Annotated in this window: 19 protein-coding genes; 3 read left to right on the top strand and 16 right to left on the bottom strand. The window is 40.6% G+C overall.

What is annotated here, in order from left to right; translation table 11 throughout:
- Positions 1-150: 150 nt before the first annotated feature.
- Positions 151-396: a hypothetical protein gene (locus PHR02_RS10295; protein ID WP_299991842.1), complete on the top strand. Its 246-nt coding sequence runs from the start codon at positions 151-153 to the stop codon at positions 394-396.
- A 66-nt stretch (positions 397-462) separates the two neighbouring features.
- On the opposite strand, the gene PHR02_RS10290 is transcribed toward PHR02_RS10295, so the two are convergent.
- From PHR02_RS10290 to ilvC, 9 genes are all read right to left on the bottom strand, one after another.
- The gene (locus PHR02_RS10290; protein WP_299991838.1) at positions 463-1,077 is read right to left on the bottom strand and encodes a metallophosphoesterase; all 615 of its coding nucleotides are present in this window, start codon (positions 1,075-1,077) and stop codon (positions 463-465) included.
- Entirely contained in the window at positions 1,074-1,985 is a 912-nt protein-coding gene (locus PHR02_RS10285; RefSeq protein WP_299991836.1) for a metallophosphoesterase, read from the bottom strand. The genes PHR02_RS10290 and PHR02_RS10285 overlap by 4 nt, the downstream gene beginning before the upstream one ends.
- A gap of 54 nt (positions 1,986-2,039) precedes the next feature.
- Positions 2,040-2,924, bottom strand: a complete 885-nt coding sequence (locus tag PHR02_RS10280; protein ID WP_299991833.1) for a metallophosphoesterase — start codon at positions 2,922-2,924, stop codon at positions 2,040-2,042.
- Between the two features lie 51 nt (positions 2,925-2,975).
- Positions 2,976-3,830 (bottom strand): metallophosphoesterase, encoded by an 855-nt coding sequence (locus PHR02_RS10275; RefSeq protein WP_299991830.1) that lies wholly within the window; start codon positions 3,828-3,830, stop codon positions 2,976-2,978.
- A gap of 189 nt (positions 3,831-4,019) precedes the next feature.
- A complete protein-coding gene (locus tag PHR02_RS10270) occupies positions 4,020-5,192 on the bottom strand; it encodes a hypothetical protein (RefSeq protein ID WP_299991827.1) in 1,173 nt (390 codons plus the stop codon).
- Positions 5,193-5,196: 4 nt separating this feature from the next.
- Complete coding sequence (locus PHR02_RS10265; protein WP_299991824.1) at positions 5,197-6,882, bottom strand: hypothetical protein; 1,686 nt, start codon at positions 6,880-6,882, stop codon at positions 5,197-5,199.
- Complete coding sequence (locus tag PHR02_RS10260; protein WP_299991821.1) at positions 6,875-7,114, bottom strand: DNA-processing protein DprA; 240 nt, start codon at positions 7,112-7,114, stop codon at positions 6,875-6,877. The genes PHR02_RS10265 and PHR02_RS10260 overlap by 8 nt, the downstream gene beginning before the upstream one ends.
- A 72-nt stretch (positions 7,115-7,186) precedes the next feature.
- Complete coding sequence (locus PHR02_RS10255) at positions 7,187-8,245, bottom strand: divergent polysaccharide deacetylase family protein (RefSeq protein ID WP_299991819.1); 1,059 nt, start codon at positions 8,243-8,245, stop codon at positions 7,187-7,189.
- Between the two features lie 59 nt (positions 8,246-8,304).
- Positions 8,305-9,327, bottom strand: coding sequence for a ketol-acid reductoisomerase (gene ilvC, locus PHR02_RS10250; RefSeq protein ID WP_299991816.1), 1,023 nt, complete (start codon positions 9,325-9,327; stop codon positions 8,305-8,307).
- Between the two features lie 164 nt (positions 9,328-9,491).
- Here ilvC and PHR02_RS10245 point away from each other — a divergent pair, with 164 nt between their 5' ends.
- Positions 9,492-10,127: a hypothetical protein gene (locus tag PHR02_RS10245; protein WP_299991814.1), complete on the top strand. Its 636-nt coding sequence runs from the start codon at positions 9,492-9,494 to the stop codon at positions 10,125-10,127.
- Here the strand turns inward: PHR02_RS10245 and ruvX are convergent.
- From ruvX to rpmH, 7 genes are read right to left on the bottom strand one after another with little or no spacing between them, the layout of a single operon-like run.
- Positions 10,112-10,510 (bottom strand): Holliday junction resolvase RuvX, encoded by a 399-nt coding sequence (gene ruvX / locus PHR02_RS10240; RefSeq protein WP_299991811.1) that lies wholly within the window; start codon positions 10,508-10,510, stop codon positions 10,112-10,114. The two genes, PHR02_RS10245 and ruvX, sit on opposite strands and share 16 nt — an antisense overlap.
- Positions 10,510-11,859 (bottom strand): tRNA uridine-5-carboxymethylaminomethyl(34) synthesis GTPase MnmE, encoded by a 1,350-nt coding sequence (gene mnmE / locus PHR02_RS10235; protein WP_299991845.1) that lies wholly within the window; start codon positions 11,857-11,859, stop codon positions 10,510-10,512. Before mnmE ends, ruvX begins: the two co-directional genes overlap by 1 nt.
- Positions 11,853-12,650, bottom strand: coding sequence for a Jag N-terminal domain-containing protein (locus PHR02_RS10230; protein WP_299991809.1), 798 nt, complete (start codon positions 12,648-12,650; stop codon positions 11,853-11,855). The genes mnmE and PHR02_RS10230 overlap by 7 nt, the downstream gene beginning before the upstream one ends.
- Positions 12,637-14,244, bottom strand: a complete 1,608-nt coding sequence (gene yidC, locus PHR02_RS10225) for a membrane protein insertase YidC (RefSeq protein ID WP_299991807.1) — start codon at positions 14,242-14,244, stop codon at positions 12,637-12,639. Before yidC ends, PHR02_RS10230 begins: the two co-directional genes overlap by 14 nt.
- A complete protein-coding gene (yidD, locus tag PHR02_RS10220) occupies positions 14,238-14,570 on the bottom strand; it encodes a membrane protein insertion efficiency factor YidD (RefSeq protein ID WP_299991804.1) in 333 nt (110 codons plus the stop codon). The genes yidC and yidD overlap by 7 nt, the downstream gene beginning before the upstream one ends.
- Complete coding sequence (gene rnpA / locus PHR02_RS10215) at positions 14,548-14,892, bottom strand: ribonuclease P protein component (protein ID WP_299991802.1); 345 nt, start codon at positions 14,890-14,892, stop codon at positions 14,548-14,550. Before rnpA ends, yidD begins: the two co-directional genes overlap by 23 nt.
- An 11-nt stretch (positions 14,893-14,903) precedes the next feature.
- Positions 14,904-15,038 (bottom strand): 50S ribosomal protein L34, encoded by a 135-nt coding sequence (gene rpmH / locus PHR02_RS10210; RefSeq protein WP_013459438.1) that lies wholly within the window; start codon positions 15,036-15,038, stop codon positions 14,904-14,906.
- A gap of 144 nt (positions 15,039-15,182) precedes the next feature.
- Between rpmH and PHR02_RS10205 the strand changes: the two genes are divergently transcribed.
- Positions 15,183-15,707 carry a hypothetical protein gene (locus tag PHR02_RS10205; RefSeq protein WP_299991800.1) on the top strand — a complete coding sequence of 175 codons (525 nt, stop codon included), beginning with the start codon at positions 15,183-15,185 and terminating at the stop codon, positions 15,705-15,707.
- Positions 15,708-15,951 lie beyond the last annotated feature (244 nt).

Raw genomic sequence — 15,951 nt, 5'->3', positions numbered from 1 at the left:
AGGCTATAACCTTTTAGTCAGCAAAGAGCCCATTTTGTAGCTTGAAAAGAATGGATTTTTGTAAAATTAGGTTGAATGTCTGATACGATTTGCATAATTCGTTTTGAAGATCTATAATTGTTCGTAAATAATTCAGCAAAGGATAAAAAGATGGCATGGTATATTGACAAAAGTATTTTACAAACATCGGATGGGAATAAGGATTGGTGGAAAAAAACTTATAGCCCCGCTGATGAAGTTCCAGTTTCAGGTATCTATATATGTACTGGGTGTAAACGAGAAATTACATCCAATAAAGGAGACAAGTTTCCTCCCCAAAATCATCATCAACACCCCACTGGCAATGGAAGCATAAAATGGAAATTAATAGTAAGAACGAATATGGATGGGCAATAAGGCTAAAGCGAACAATCGCGTATGTGATAGCTATCGCGCAATAGGGTCACATCTGGCCTTGAATCGCTAATGGCAGTTCTTGTCTTTTAGACCAACTGTATGAATAAAAGAATCATGCTTGTTTAGAAGTTCAGATAGTTTCATCGGAGTATATCCGATCGCTTCAACACTTGCATTGATGCAGAACTTTTCATTGATCTGTATCGAATGAATATGACCGTGAATATTGATATCACAGTGCTCTTGATCAAACACTTTGGCCAAATAGCGCCAATGGGTATTGTCGAATCCGTCACTTACGATTGGGTAGTGGCTGAATAGAATGCGGACTCCATCTACATCGGCGATATGATAAGCCGGCTCTCCTTTGGCCGGAAAGTCGATTACACCCGAAAATCCGTTATCAAGATAGGTCTGTGCACTCTTATCATGATTGCCCCGAAGGAGATATTTTATACCGTTGAGCTTTTGTGCCCAGATACGAACCGCTTCGCTCTTGAAGGCGAAATCACCAAGATGCAAAACGATATCGTCTTTGCCGACGGTTTGATTCCAGAGCTCTACCATCCGCTCATCAGGTTGATTACCGAGAACGATTTTTCGATCCGGCTCATACTCCAAGACATTCGCATGAGCGAAGTGGGTATCGGCGATAATGAAGATGTCTTTATTGATTGTCATAGCTCGATCACTTTCAATCCGAAACTATTCCTGCTTACCAGTTGTCCGATAGAGTTACAATGGATATCAACTGTTTTACCGTCTTGACGTGTATAGGCACGATGAAAGCGCTGATGTGTATGTCCAAATACCCAATGCTTCATGGAGCCATTCTCCAAATACTCTCTCCCATCGAAGCAATAGAATGCGCGATATTCTTTCATCGCTTCATGATTGGCACTGTATTTGGGATCGATTTGATCAAGTGCGGGCTGATAGTTGTACATGATCTTGAACTGTTCCCACTCCGATAGGGGTGATACGTGGGTCATCATAATGTCACACTCTTTATAGACGGTGTCAAGACGATGCTTCTGTTCACGGAATAGATCATCAAACTTTGCACCGTTGGTGCCGGTTGGATGAATCATATTCGCATCGTTCATTTTCCATCTCCAAATTGACTGTACATCCGCGTAACTTTTTTGCCCGTCATTCATCAGGAGACTGCCGTCATACCACCCGCTTGCTCCGCCGATACGGATACCGTTTATTTCAACGACGGTACCGTCAACGTAGTTGATCCCTTCTTCGGCATCGATCATGGCTTTCATCTCTTCCACCCGTGCACGGCTCGCACCGGCACTGCCTCCATTGTATTTATATCGGGACACGATCGATTTGCTTATCAGATAGTAGTCGTGATTGCCAAAGGTTACCACAACGCGATCGTAGTAGCGTCTCAGGTGTTTGAGGCATTCAAGGTTCTGCGCATTGTAATGGCCGATATCACCGGGAAGCAGGAGAACGTCTGCGGGGCTCGCTTCAAGGAGGGGTCTAAACCTCATATCAAACAAACGTTCATTGACAGGTGAATTTGAGCTCAAATGAAAGTCGAAATGGGTATCGCCGAGAATCGCAAACGTCATTGGAAGTCCTTACTATCCATTGGATAGTTTCTAAGAATATCTTCAAGATGTAACTTACGCATTGCTTAAACCCGATTTGCCGATATTCGGGTAAATCTCAAGCCGTTTGTCCTGCAGACCATTTTTGATCGCCTCATTACGGTATCCCAGTTGATTGGCGAGCATCCGTACTCCATGGACTTCAATATCCTGATTCATATGACTATGGCCATATATCCAAGTATGGGCGGTGGTCTTTTTAAGATACTTCTCGCCGTCGAAACAGAAAAAGCCTGTCACTTTATCGCTGCGATACATTTTGTCCACATACTCGGGATTGATGGAAGGCATAACGTGGGTGATCATCACATCGCATTGCTGATAGACCGCTTCTATTTTTGGTTCCTCGATCTCCCAAAGTTCATCGAAACGTTTAATATTTGGCATGTTATGAGCATCATTCATAGTATATTTCCAGAGATTTCGAACATAATCCATGCAGTGTTCATAGTGCGGGTTAAGATTATGCAATACATACTGACCGTCATACCAAGAGTCGCATCCACCAAAGCGAATACCTTCAATCTCAACGATGTTGCCATCCAAACAATGAACCCCATTAATAGAATTTAGAAGATCACGCATCTCCTGAACTCGTTTGAATGAATTGAGATCGTAATCATCCATCTGGATGCGATTGATAAGATAATAGTCGTGGTTGCCCAGGACACAGATAATGTGTTTAAAATAGATCTCATGTAGCATCTTGATGATCGTATAACTCTGTCCATTGTAATGTCCAAGATCACCGGCTATGATTAACACATCGGCCGGTTTCATTCCATCTGGAGCAAAGATTGGATCGAAGAGTTTACGCACCATTGTTTCGGTAACCCCATATGATGGGAAATAGGAATCAAAGTGCACATCGGAAAGAATGGATACAGATAAAGGTTTCATGGTGTAATTATAACGCGCTGGGTAATGGAAGGATAATTCATGGTCAAAATGTCATGAAGGATAAAGTTCAAGACGTTTATCGCTAAGTGAGCGCTTGGAAGCTTCGTCTCGATACCCAAGCTGATGAGCGATCATTCTCACTCCGTGAACTTCGACATCCTGATTCGCGTGACTATGACCGTAAATCCAGGTATGGGCGATGGTGTGCTTGAGGTATTCCTCGCCGTCGAAGCAAAAGAATCCGGTACCTTTATCGTTCCGGTAATGTTTGTCGATATAATTCGGATCGATCGAGGGCATGACATGGGTGATCATTACGTCGCATTGTTGATATATCGATTCGATCTTTGGCTTTTCGATGTCCCATATCTCATCGAAACGCTTAATTCCTTTGATATATGCTGCATCGTTCATACTCATACGCCAAAAGCTACCGATCCAATCTCCTTTGGTTCGTTTGGGATCATAGAGCCACATACTGTATGCTCCGTCATACCATGAATCACATCCTCCAAAACGGATACCTTCGATTTCGACGATATTTCCATCCAGGCAATAAATGCCATCGATAGAATTAAGCAGGTTACGCATTTCATCTACTCGTTTAAAAGAGTCATGCTCATAACGAGCAGAGATGTTCTGATTGATCATGTAATAGTCATGATTGCCAAGAACGCAGATGATATGTTTGAAGTAGATCTCACGCAGCAGTTTGACAATTGTAATGCTCTGATCGTTATCGTGCCCGAGATCTCCGGCGATGATCAAAATATCGGCCGGTTCCATGCCATCCGGAGTAAAAATCGGATCGAAGAGTTTGCGTACCATCGCCTCAGTGACACCCGATGATGGGAAATGCGAATCAAAGTGCAGATCGGAGAGGATGGATACAACTATTGGTTTCATGCCGCAATTATATAACTAATTAGCAATCTAGTATTCATCAATAATATGAATCAAATTATCTTTGATAGAATCCATTTATCTATGGTTTTTTACAAATATTGAGACATATACATTGTTTGAGAGTGTTAAAAATTTCGTGGCAAACAATCAATGCTTCTCCAATGATCAATAGCTACGCAAGAAAAAACATTATACCTTTCGGTATTTAATCATACCGATCGATTTATTTTCCAAAAATCGATAAAACAATTCTTTACGCCCCAATGTAGCCATATAATCTGCATTATTTGGATATCCACAAACTTCTACTACATGTATTTTTTTATCTCGTATTTCCAAGAAATCTGGGCGAAAACTACATTCTTTCAAAAATTCTCTGGCAGGTAAAGACTTTGATAATCTTCGAAATTCATCCGAAATTGGTTTGTAAAAACCAATATTTGCGTTCAAAAGTTTTTTGGCATATTGTCTTTCTTTGTCACTTTCAACAAAGCAAAACTTTTCTTCTTCATAAAACACTGAATACACATAAAGCCGTACAATTATTTTTTGGAATTTATCCTCTCCTATTTTTTCATTTTTATAAACTGCAATATATACATATGGTCCGGTTCTTACATTACCCTGATTAGTCACTAATTTTACAGTTGCTCTCATGCGAGTTTCATCGATAACGGTATTAACCAAATTAAAATTTTGCCCATTCCATTCTTGCAATTTAACTAAAGCTGTATTTAAGTTTAGGGTTTCTTCGATAATTCCTATAGATAAAAAATGATACTTCGGCATTGAATCTCGTGCCCTTAACTTATTTTTCATACTTTTATTTAATACAGTATCTCTTAATTTTGACAAAAAATGACTTTTAGGAAAAGCACTTATATTTTCTACTTGCTTCTCTAAATTCCATGAATTGAAAGCCCATAATGATGCCTCTACCAAAGCATCAAAACAAAAATGTCTAAAAGTAAACCGTTTTCTTTTTTCTTCATCTATTGCAGTTGTTTGAATTGCTTGAGTTGAAGTGGAAGTAACTATGACTTCTTCAAATATTATAGAACTATACTTATCAGTTTTTTCAGCATATAAACCATTCATATCAATATAAAACATGCAATTTTCGTCATGATAATAATTCGGATTTCTTCTAATCGTTCTAAAATCATTGTCACTAGGTAATCTTGCAACATCAATGATTGGATAGCCTTTTCCTTCTATTTCATGACACATACATCTTAAAACAGCGTTTTCTTCTTGTTTTTGTTTTAACAGGTTTTGCAGTTCAGCATCCATTTTAAAAGTTGTTCTAGAACCAATTTCATATTCTCTATATGGTGTAAATTCAAATTTAATAAGTGTCATACAATTAGTCCTTTTTTTCTAAATATTGTATTTTACCAGTCACTTTATCGCACCATCCATCAATGGCTTCTTCATCTATGTCCTTTATTTTGTGCTCCTTGCGTGTAAAGAGCAAACCATAATTATTCAAAGCATATTTTTTGAATTCCTCTTCTGTAGATTCATTTTGAATATAAGATCCAATTAATTCCTGCATTGTCTCGACAGTGTATTCCTTACTAGAATCATGCGAGATAAAAAGCCATGTCGAAGGTCCCCAGCTAAAATCATGCTCGATCTCCACCAAGTACACGCTCTTCCCACTGTAGCTAAGTTCTCCAAATAGAAAATGCCGAGCTTTATCTTTATCCCCGAATAAGACCGACAAACGTTTTATAGAAGCATGAGATTTATTGCTGACTTTTTTGATCTCGATTGGTCCTTCAAGCTCTAATCCAACGATCCCAGGATACCCCAGAAGTGCCTCATAAAATTGATAAAAACTTGTCAACCGAAATAAATCTTTTTTCCGTTTTTTGTCATTATCATTGACTACTATTCCTCTGCCTAAATTATCATCTCCTGAAGATGCTTCCGGTTCAAAACTTGTACCTATTATTTTATCTACATGTTCATACAAAACATTTACATCATCCGCTTTGTAAATAGTTATCTCTTGAGTTTTAATATCCGGACCAGAAAAATATTCATATGATGTGTTGGTATACAACATGTATAACGCATATTGGTTTGATGGAATACCTGTATATAGTTTGTTGGAACGTTTGGTATTTTTCCTCTTAATAGTTCTTAGTGAAGATGCTGGCAAATCCATCTGCTGCGCGACAGCTGATGGCAATTTTACTTTCGAACTGTACTGTTTATATATAATTTCTTGAAATCCGAATGTTGTATTGTCAGAATGAATATTTAAAACAAGATATTTAGGCTTTCCTCGTTCATCGTCACCAATACATATGTATGATGTGTAAATATCAAATGACTTCTCAATAGGAAATTGAGCTTTAATTTGCTGATAAGGCAGTTTACTATGCGCAGATGCCCGTATATATTTGAATCGACTTTTTGCAAAACTATTGCCAATAAATCTAACTAAATATGGTAAGTTTTTTCTTCCAGCTTTTTTCTTGACATGCAGATAGACTCGTATCTTTCCACTTGGTAGCTCTTCGTGTGTGAATGATCCTTTATAATATAGATCATCTAAAGTTCCCTTCATCAACGCTTCTTTCATAGAACCAGAAAGAAAATAAAAGCGATTGGCAATAGTATAACTTGGAATAATCAAAGTACAGTCTTCCTGAACTTCAACATGCGCATATTGCTTCATGAAAAAATGATTGAATCGACTATCAGAAATCAATTGTACGTCTTTATCAGTTATAACACTAGATAACTGCACCAAAACTCCATGTGATTCTTTATTGACGTTAAAAACGTCATACATAACACTTGGATTAATACCTGTCATTTCCCCATTGATGTAAATATGGCCTACTTTATAACGATACCGTACCAACTCAGGTATGATCTCTACACGAGTATATTCATCTGTTTTTATATTTCTGAAAATTCCTTTGTAGTAATGTGGAGATTCCAGTATATTAATGTCTGCAAGTGCAATAAATTCAAAAGGGTCATTTGGGTAATCATCAAAAAAGGCAAGTTTATGATGAAGAAGATCAGCCAAGGCTGACCTCATTATTATCACTAATTAATGTACATTCTCGTTTTTTGTTGGAAATGACATTTTTAGAGAGTTCATACGTTATAGCGCGCGTGTAGGGATTTGGTCTGCGTGTTCCGACAATAGAGATTTTAGGACGTGATAATACCCCTAAATTTCCTTTGTAATAGAGTTTTTCAGGATAGTGTTTCATACTAGAGAGTTCAGGGATAATAAAGTCAATCGTTCCATTCATGTAAGTTGCTCTTTAATTATAATGAGCCATCTTAGCGAAGAAAAACGAATGGTTTAAAAATATGTCAGATTGTCAGATTTGTTCTATTCCTACCAGTTCTACTTCCCGAAGTATCTCTTTTGATTCTCTAAGGGCTTTGATCGTATCTGCTCTAGGGTGACCGATCGCGATCGCGGTTCCATGGCGTTTTGCTTTTTCAACTGCCTCTTTTATTTGCTTTTTAACGTTCGCTACACCATCATGATGGTCTAAAAAAACATCACGTCCATAGTAACGTAACCCTAATTTCTTAGATACTTCAGGAACTTTTGTTTGTCCGTTTGTTCGACTGTCAACAAAAATCAATCCCTCTTTTTTCATAACGCGTATCAGTTTTTCCATGGCATCAGCATTTGCTGTAAATTTAGAGCCTGTATGATTATTCATATAACGGACATTCGGATAAAGCTGCTTTAGAGTAGAAATACGTTGAGCGATTTTATCTTCTGAATCATCGATACGAAGTGTTACTGACTCTTCATCGTTAAAATCAATAGCTTCCAAAGGTAAATGAACCATAAAATGAGCTTTCCCTTGTGCTAATCGTGCCGATTCTGGGTGACGCGTGCTTGGAGGGAGAAACGACATAACCAATGGAAGACCCGTCGACTGTATCGCTTTTACATCATGTGCATAAGAAACATCATCGATAATAATCACTAATTTCGCACCCTTAGGATCTGTCACAATCGGACGTTTTTGAGGAGGTGGCGGTAATGCTTGTTTATCTTTAGGGGCATATTCATGGTGTGGTTTAACTGGCTCACGCTTCATCAATATCTTCTGTGAATCGGATTGTTCTTTATCTAAAAGCTCTTGAAGTTCTTTTTTAAGACGACGGATTTCAATGTCTTGCGTGTTTTCTTTAGGCTTTGGTGTCGGTATATAACTTTCATCAATCCTTGCAATATCTTTGATTTGCTCAACCAATTGCTGTGTTTGTATCCGCTCTTGGGCAAGTTCTTCTTCTGCTTGAGAAAATCCGACAACGTAACCGATTAATAATGCGATTAGAAAAAGAAGGAGTCCGACAATTCCCCATCCGAGGCGTTGCAATGAAAAGATATGATTAGGTCGAGGTCGTTTACTCATACAATGATAAAGCCTCTTATGATGGAGTGCGTTCAGAGCAAATGCTCTGAAATGAAGAATTAGTTTGTGCTTTGGTTAACGATTTTATTTTTAGAAATCCACGGCATCATTGCACGAAGACTTACACCTGTACGCTCAATCAATGACGCACGAGCATTTGTACGCTCAGCGTTCATACGAGGATAACCTGCTTGACCTTCAAGGATGAAATCTTTAGCGAAACGGCCATCTTGGATCTCTTTGAGGATCTCTTTCATTGCTGCTTTTGATTGCTCGTTGATAACACGTTTACCACTTACGTAGTCACCGTATTCTGCTGTGTTAGAGATAGAATAACGCATATCTGCGATTCCGCCCTCGAACATCAAGTCAACGATAAGTTTCAATTCATGAAGACACTCGAAGTACGCCAACTCAGGTGCGTAACCTGCTTCTGTCAATGTTTCGAATCCCGCTTGAACGAGAGAAACAGCACCACCGCAAAGAACCGCTTGTTCTCCGAAAAGGTCTGTTTCTGTTTCATCTTTAAACGTCGTTTCGATGATTGCTGTACGTCCGCCACCGATAGCAGAAGCATAAGAAAGTGCCAATTCTTTGGTTGTGCCGCTTGGATTTTGTCCAACTGCGATCAAATCAGGAATCCCGCCGCCACGTACGAACTCAGAACGTACGGTATGACCCGGTGCTTTAGGTGCGATCATAGTAACATTGATATCAGCAGCTGGTTTGATACGACCGTAGTGAATGCTGAAACCGTGACCGAATGCGATAGTAGCACCTGATTTGAGGTTTGGAGCGATTTCGTTTTTGTAGATTTCTGCTTGGTTTTCATCAGGAAGAAGGATCATAACTACATCAGCGTATGCAGAAGCTTCTGCTACTGTCATTACTTTGAACCCTTTAGCTTCTGCTTTGCCCCATGAGCTACCGTCTTTGCGAAGACCGACAACAACTTCAACACCGCTATCACGAAGATTTTCCGCGTGTGCGTGACCTTGTGATCCGAAACCGATCATTGCCACTTTTTTGCTTTTGATTAATTCGATATTACAATCTTTATCGTAGTAGACGTTCAATGCCATACAGGTATCCTTAGAGTAAGCTCATAGGCTTAAAATTTAGCGGATTATACCCCACTTTTGCATAAAAATAGTTTAGTGCACCCTTATGTATGTTTGCTAAATACTTCACTAAGGATGCCACAACGATCCCGTGCTACAATTCATCCAAAAAATGGAGTACATTTATGAAAAAATTCAACCTTTTTAAAGAGATTATCGTTGTACCGCGCAATGATTTTATGAATGCGCTCAATGCGAACAAAAAGTTTGCCATTACCCATGAAGGGAAAATCGAATTTGAACCCTTTAGCTCGATGATGATAGCAATCTTTGAAGGGACTATTCCTCCTCCATCACTACTATCTCCCAACCTGCAACGCCCCCTTACCGAAATGTTGGGAAAAGATTACCGGATCGTAGAAGATGATGATCGTATTTTAATCAAGGCATCACCGGCATGGCAAAATATCATCGGCTATAACCGACTTCGTGCCCTCTACGACGACACTACTGCTGATGGAATCGACAAATTTGCCGATAAAGAGTTAGAGCAGATCGGCTGGCATGCGACTGAGTTTAATATCACCTACCGCGAAATCGTTGAGCAGTTTGAAAATCACTGTGATGGGACGATTATTTGTATTGAACAAGAAGAGCCATATCAATTTAGCGGATTAGGGTTTGTTGTTGATATGGAACAAACACGTAAAGTTGCCTATGATTTTTGTGTTTCCAGTATTAAAGAAAAGTTGGCCAATGATCCCGATTATGCAACCCTTAGTGATGATGAAGAGGAAGCGAAAAATTACTTTTTTAGCTGATGTAAAAAGCGCTCTAAAATAATCTTCGCCGAAAGCGAATCAATCCGTCCATCACGCTTGTAACGGATTTCACCCTTCATCAGTGCTTCGGCTTCTTGAGAACTGTGGGATTCGTCTTGATAGGCGATCTCACCGCTAAATTCGACGAGATTCATAAAGTGTGCCACTCTGCGGCGCATTTCATCCTCCGTCGTGCTTCCCATCGGGATACCGACCACGACTGTCGTCGCCTCGTATTCATCCAAAACTTTTTTAACATCGTTGGCGGCTTGATTACGATTTTTCCGCTCAATAGCAGGAAGCGGGGTCACGATTCCCGATCCTGCACTTAGTGCCAATCCTATCCGTTTTAACCCTAGATCAATCGCGATAATCGTTCCCATCATTTCCCCAGACAAAACTGTCCGAACATTTTGTCAAACATCTCATCGAGTTCATACGGTCGGCTAATTGAAGAGATAGAGCGAATGGCCGCATTGATATGAAACGAAAAAAACTCCAATTCACCATCACGAAGTGGTTCATACGCTTCATCAATGGAGCGGACGGCGTTTTCGGTGGCACTGATTTGACGTTGTGAAATGAGCATCATCTCCTCGCCATCATTCTCATGATCCATCAATCCACCTAACGTATCAACTAACACTTGCGTATCTTGTTTACAACTCAACTGTATCGGATGGTAGTGCTCTATCAACGTTGGATCAAAAACTTTCGGTAAATCCGATTTGTTCAAGATCGACACAAACGGCTTTTCGTCACGGTACCGCTCGATAAGATCGATAATGGCACGATCTTCATCGTCGATCTCACGTGAAGAGTCAAAGAGGGCAATAACCACATCAGCATTTTCGATAGCCGCGATAGAGCGCTCTATTCCAATCCGCTCAATCTCATCGTGAGCGTTCCGTATCCCTGCCGTATCAACCAGACGGATCAAATGGGTACCGATACGCACCTGCTCTTCGATCGTGTCACGAGTCGTCCCTGCGATATCACTGACGATAGCACGTTCGTAATCGAGGAGCGCGTTAAGAAGAGAACTTTTCCCGACATTGGGTTTACCGATGATAGCAACTCGAAACCCTTGCATGAGCCCGCTACGTCTTCGGCTTGATTCTAGGGTACGTGAAAGAGTATGTTTGATGTTCGCGAGTTTGACTTCAATCTGATCTACGACATCTTGAGGCAAATCCTCTTCGGCATAATCGATCACCACTTCAGAATACGCCAAGATTTCGAGGAGAGCATCGCGAATCCCCTCGATGTATCCGCGTAACTCCCCCTTCATCTGACGCGCCAGTATCCGTGCGGCATCGTCGCTTTTGGCTTCGATGAGTGCGGCAGTCGCTTCGGCTTGGGTGAGATCGAGCCGTCCGTTTAAAAAGGCTCGTTTGCTAAACTCACCCGGCTCAGCTAAACGTGCCCCCTCAGACAATACCGCTCGAAGCAGTGACTCGGCAACGACATACCCACCATGACACTGGAATTCTACGACCTCTTCCCCCGTAAAACTGCGCGGTGCTTGGAAATAGATCACGATCGCTTCATCGATCAAAGTACCGTCGTTATAATGTAATGAGCTAAGGGTTGCATAGCGAGGTTGAAGCTGACTTTTTTGGGTGAGTTTTAATGCGATTTCGTAAGAGCGTCCTCCGCTGAGGCGGAGGATAGAGATAGAGCCAATGCCATTCGCCGTGGCGATAGCAGCGATGGTATCAGACATTAATATTCGTGGTAACTGTTAATGATGATAAATTTACCACCATCACGGGTAGAACGGATCGCCACATAGCGATCAGGATAACGATCACGAAGTTGTTTAAGGGCGATTTGCACCAATACACCATCCAAGACCTTGGTTTGTGCACGTCCTTCTTGATCAATTATTTCACAAATATTAATAAGGTAACGGGAAATCGACTCTTCTTGATTTTTCAAAAATTCAGCGATCTCAAGACGCAATTGCATTCCATACACCGCATTGATCCAGTTGAAAAGCATATACGAGAGTGCTTTATACCGATATCCCTCTTTCCCGATCATCAATGCTGCATCGGCACCGGTGAACTCGACAAGGAGGGTGTTTTCATCATAGACACTGACATCGACAGCATTGATATCAAAACAGATATCTTTAAAGAGGATGTTAATCTGCTCTTTCACTTCATCAGCACACTCTTGGGCAGAGATTTCGTAATAATCACCCTCTATCTCTGAGGGTTCTTCGAAATCATCAGCTTGCTCATAAAACTCATCTCCTAAAACCAACTCTTCCGGCTCAATTGATGAAGGTTCATCCGCAAATATCTCTTCTTGCGTTTCAAAAACTTCTTCATCCTCTTTCACGGCAGCGCTATGAGGAAGATTAGCGATAATAATGGCTGATTTTTTAAAAAGACCCAATACCCCGTTGGAGGGGAACTGGACAATCTCAACTTGAAGGGCGGTAACCGAACAGCCAAACGCAGCAGCCGCTTCAGCGTACGCTTGCTCTAGAGTAGGTGCTTCAATCTTTTTCATGATGCTTTTCCGCAAGATGGGATTCATGACGAGCCGCACGTGCAGCTTCAAATTGTTTATTTACCAAATACTGTTGCGCGATTGAGAACAAATTATTGACGAACCAGTACAACACAAGCCCTGCGGGGAAAGTGAAGAAGAAGAACGTAAAGATAACCGGCAAAAATTTAAAGATTTTTTCCTGTAACGGATCGGTAAAGTTACTCGGTGTAATCTTTTGTTGGTAATACATCGTCGCACCCATCAAAATAGGAAGGATGAAATACGGGTCCATACGCGATAGATCGGTAATCCAACCCATCCACGGTGCACCCTGTAGTTCTACGGCATTGAGTAATACACGGTAAATCGCAAAGAAAACAGGAATTTGTAAAATCAACGGTAAACACCCTCCCAATGGATTCGCACCGTGTTTTTTATACATCTCCATGACTGCCGCATTCATACGTGCAGGATCACCTTTGTATTTCTCTTGAACCTCTTTGATACGCGGAGCGATATCTTTGATTTTCTGCATTGATACCATCCCTTTGTGGGTCAAAGGGTAAAGGAAAATACGGATTAAAATGGTTAAGCCGATAATGGCCCAACCCCAATTTCCAAAAATGCCATGCAACCACATCAACACTTTAAAAATTGGGGTAGCAACAAATGTAAACCATCCAAACTCAATTGCATTAACCAAGACAGGATTGATAGATTCAAGTGTTTTATACTCTTTTGGTCCGATATATCCATTGAAACCGAAATTCGTCGTCCCCTCTAAAAAACTGACAGGATTATTATTGACATCTCTCTCAACAGTAACTTGTGTTGCTTTATCAAACCCGTAAAAAATCGTTGCGTAATATTGATCAAAAGCTGAAACGAGATGAACATCGCTAAATATTGAACGCCCCTCAACATCACCGTCTTCGAAAATTGTGGTGAGGTTATCGCCAGAATAAACCATCCCACCCACAACCGTCATCATTTGTTCAATAATTTCAGGGTGTTGTCCGAGATAAAGAGAATAACGCTTCTCATTCGAGAGGGAAACTTTTGCGTCATAATGTCCATCTGCGTAAAACGTTAACGTTTTTGTAACCGTTAATTCAGGAAGGTTTTGACTCAGAACAAGGGTTGCTTTCCCCTGTTCACCCAAGGTAATATTCGTCATATTGGTTGTGTAAGCCGTTTTTGCCGCAACATCATTAAGCGCTTCATCTGCAAAACGAATTTGAAGCGGTTTAGCTCCAGTGCCAGCAATCAGTTCAGAGAGTTTTCCATCAGTACCGTTATGTTTTGCGTCACTAAGAATGACCGACGATATACGTCCGAGTGTATCGATTTTAAGGGTAAACTCTTTCGCAGTAATAGTTGTTAACGTATCGGTAGTTACTGTTTTGATATCTGAAACACTAGATGCATTGCTTTCTGATTGCGCTACCGTGGAAGCGGATGCAACGCCATTACTTTCTGAACTTACTTCAGTCGTATTATTTTCACTGTTTGGTGCTTGAGGAGGAAATAGCGTGGTATAGCCTATAAAGAAGACAAAAGATAAAGCGACGGCAACGAGAAGTCGCTGATTGGGAGTAAACTTTTCTAACACTGTGACCCTTTAAACTTAAAATTTTTAATCAGAAAATAATTCTGTTGATGTGGAACAAACCAGTATTTTATCGTATTTATGGAGAGTTCGGAGGGTTTTAACATCGGTTTGTTGATAATCGGATAATCAATACCGCCGGAAAAAAGTTGATTGCACCGCAAAATTCGTAAAAACGTGGAATAAAATGCGCGAGGAAGAGTGTTTCGCTCAAACTGCCACAGAGCATATTCGGAGCATGAGGGGTAGTGACGACACGCACCGCGTGTCACCAAAGAGAAAGAGTGCCGATAAAGCCACAGGAGCTTAAGAAAGAAGATTCTTATCATCACTCACTCCAGCCATGGCACCCGTCCGTTTTAAAACATATTTGCAGTCGCGTCGCACTGTATCGAAAGGGTTGTCAAATAACCCTCTCTTGGCGACAAAAACGTACCATCCATCTTGCGCATTGGGTGAGAACTCATCAAAAAGGGCCCGAAGACGTCTTTTGCAACGATTTCTCACTACTGCATTTCCAACTTTTTTACTGGCCGTGTATCCAACTTTTTTTTCTCCCTTTAAGGGGAGATAAAACAACGCGATGGATGTGCTGTGCGCATTTTTCCCGCGTTGATAAACACGCTGAAACTCACTATGGAGCTTTAGCATCGAAAAGCTATTTAGACAGCCAATCGTTTTCTACCTTTAGCACGACGAGCGTTTAATACTCGACGGCCATTTTTTGTCGCCATACGTGCACGGAAACCGTGGGTACGTTTACGTGGCGTATTATGCGGTTGGTATGTTCTTTTCATAAGCCATTCCCTTTAGAAATTTTTAGCACGCAATAATAGACAATTCTTACTTAAAGAAGGGTTAAGTTTCGTAAAAGCTTATTTAATCTATCCGGAATATGGCCGATATACTCAATAAGATTCAACCTATATAGAGGTATTACTATGACAACTGCAACATCTTATGATGCTTATCGTTCACATGAACTAAGCATTCAAATGAAAACCAGTAGCGGAGATACGCTCTCTTTAAACTTTGAAAATGAACAATCACTCTCGATGAGTAGCAAAACAACGTCAAATTCCAAAGAAGAAGCATTCTCATTCTCGTCGATGCAAGCTTTTTCTTTTACTATTTATAGCAACGGAATCAGCGAACAAGATCAAAAAGAGATCAATGTTTTTATGAAAGAGGCACAGCCGTACATCGATAAGTTTATGAAAGAGCTCGAAGAGCAAAACCAAACTTCACCGATCAATAAGATCGCTTCAGATGTGACAAAACTGATCGGAAACCTCAAAAATAGTGATGAAAATGTCAAAAATCATGCGAAAAAAGGGGTCGTTGATCTCTTTGATAACGCGCTAAAAGAGACGAAAACGACCGAAAAAATGATCGAAGAGGCTCAAAAATTGATGCAAAAAATCATCGACGGGTTTGATAAAATGTTTGAGCCGATGTATGCATAATAGAACGCCAGCGGAGCAAAGCCCCGCTTGGCTACGCTAGCCGCTATGGCACATGTAGCAAAGCGAAAAGCCTAACGAAGTGCTGGCAAACGCTTGCCTCATTTGAAGCAGAAAAAATTAAGGCTTTAAAAAATCTCGCAATGTCGGCATCACCGACTGCCCTTTCGGGGCATTACCCAAATCCAAATTCACTTTGAGTTTCATGTGGCAATCGCGACATTCACGAATCACGGCGTGTTCTGCT

Origin of the sequence: Sulfuricurvum sp. (assembly GCF_028688295.1) — a bacterium.
Taxonomy (GTDB): domain Bacteria; phylum Campylobacterota; class Campylobacteria; order Campylobacterales; family Sulfurimonadaceae; genus Sulfuricurvum.
The sequence above is the reverse complement of the archived record's forward strand: the minus strand, read 5'-3'. Positions and strand labels throughout refer to the sequence as shown.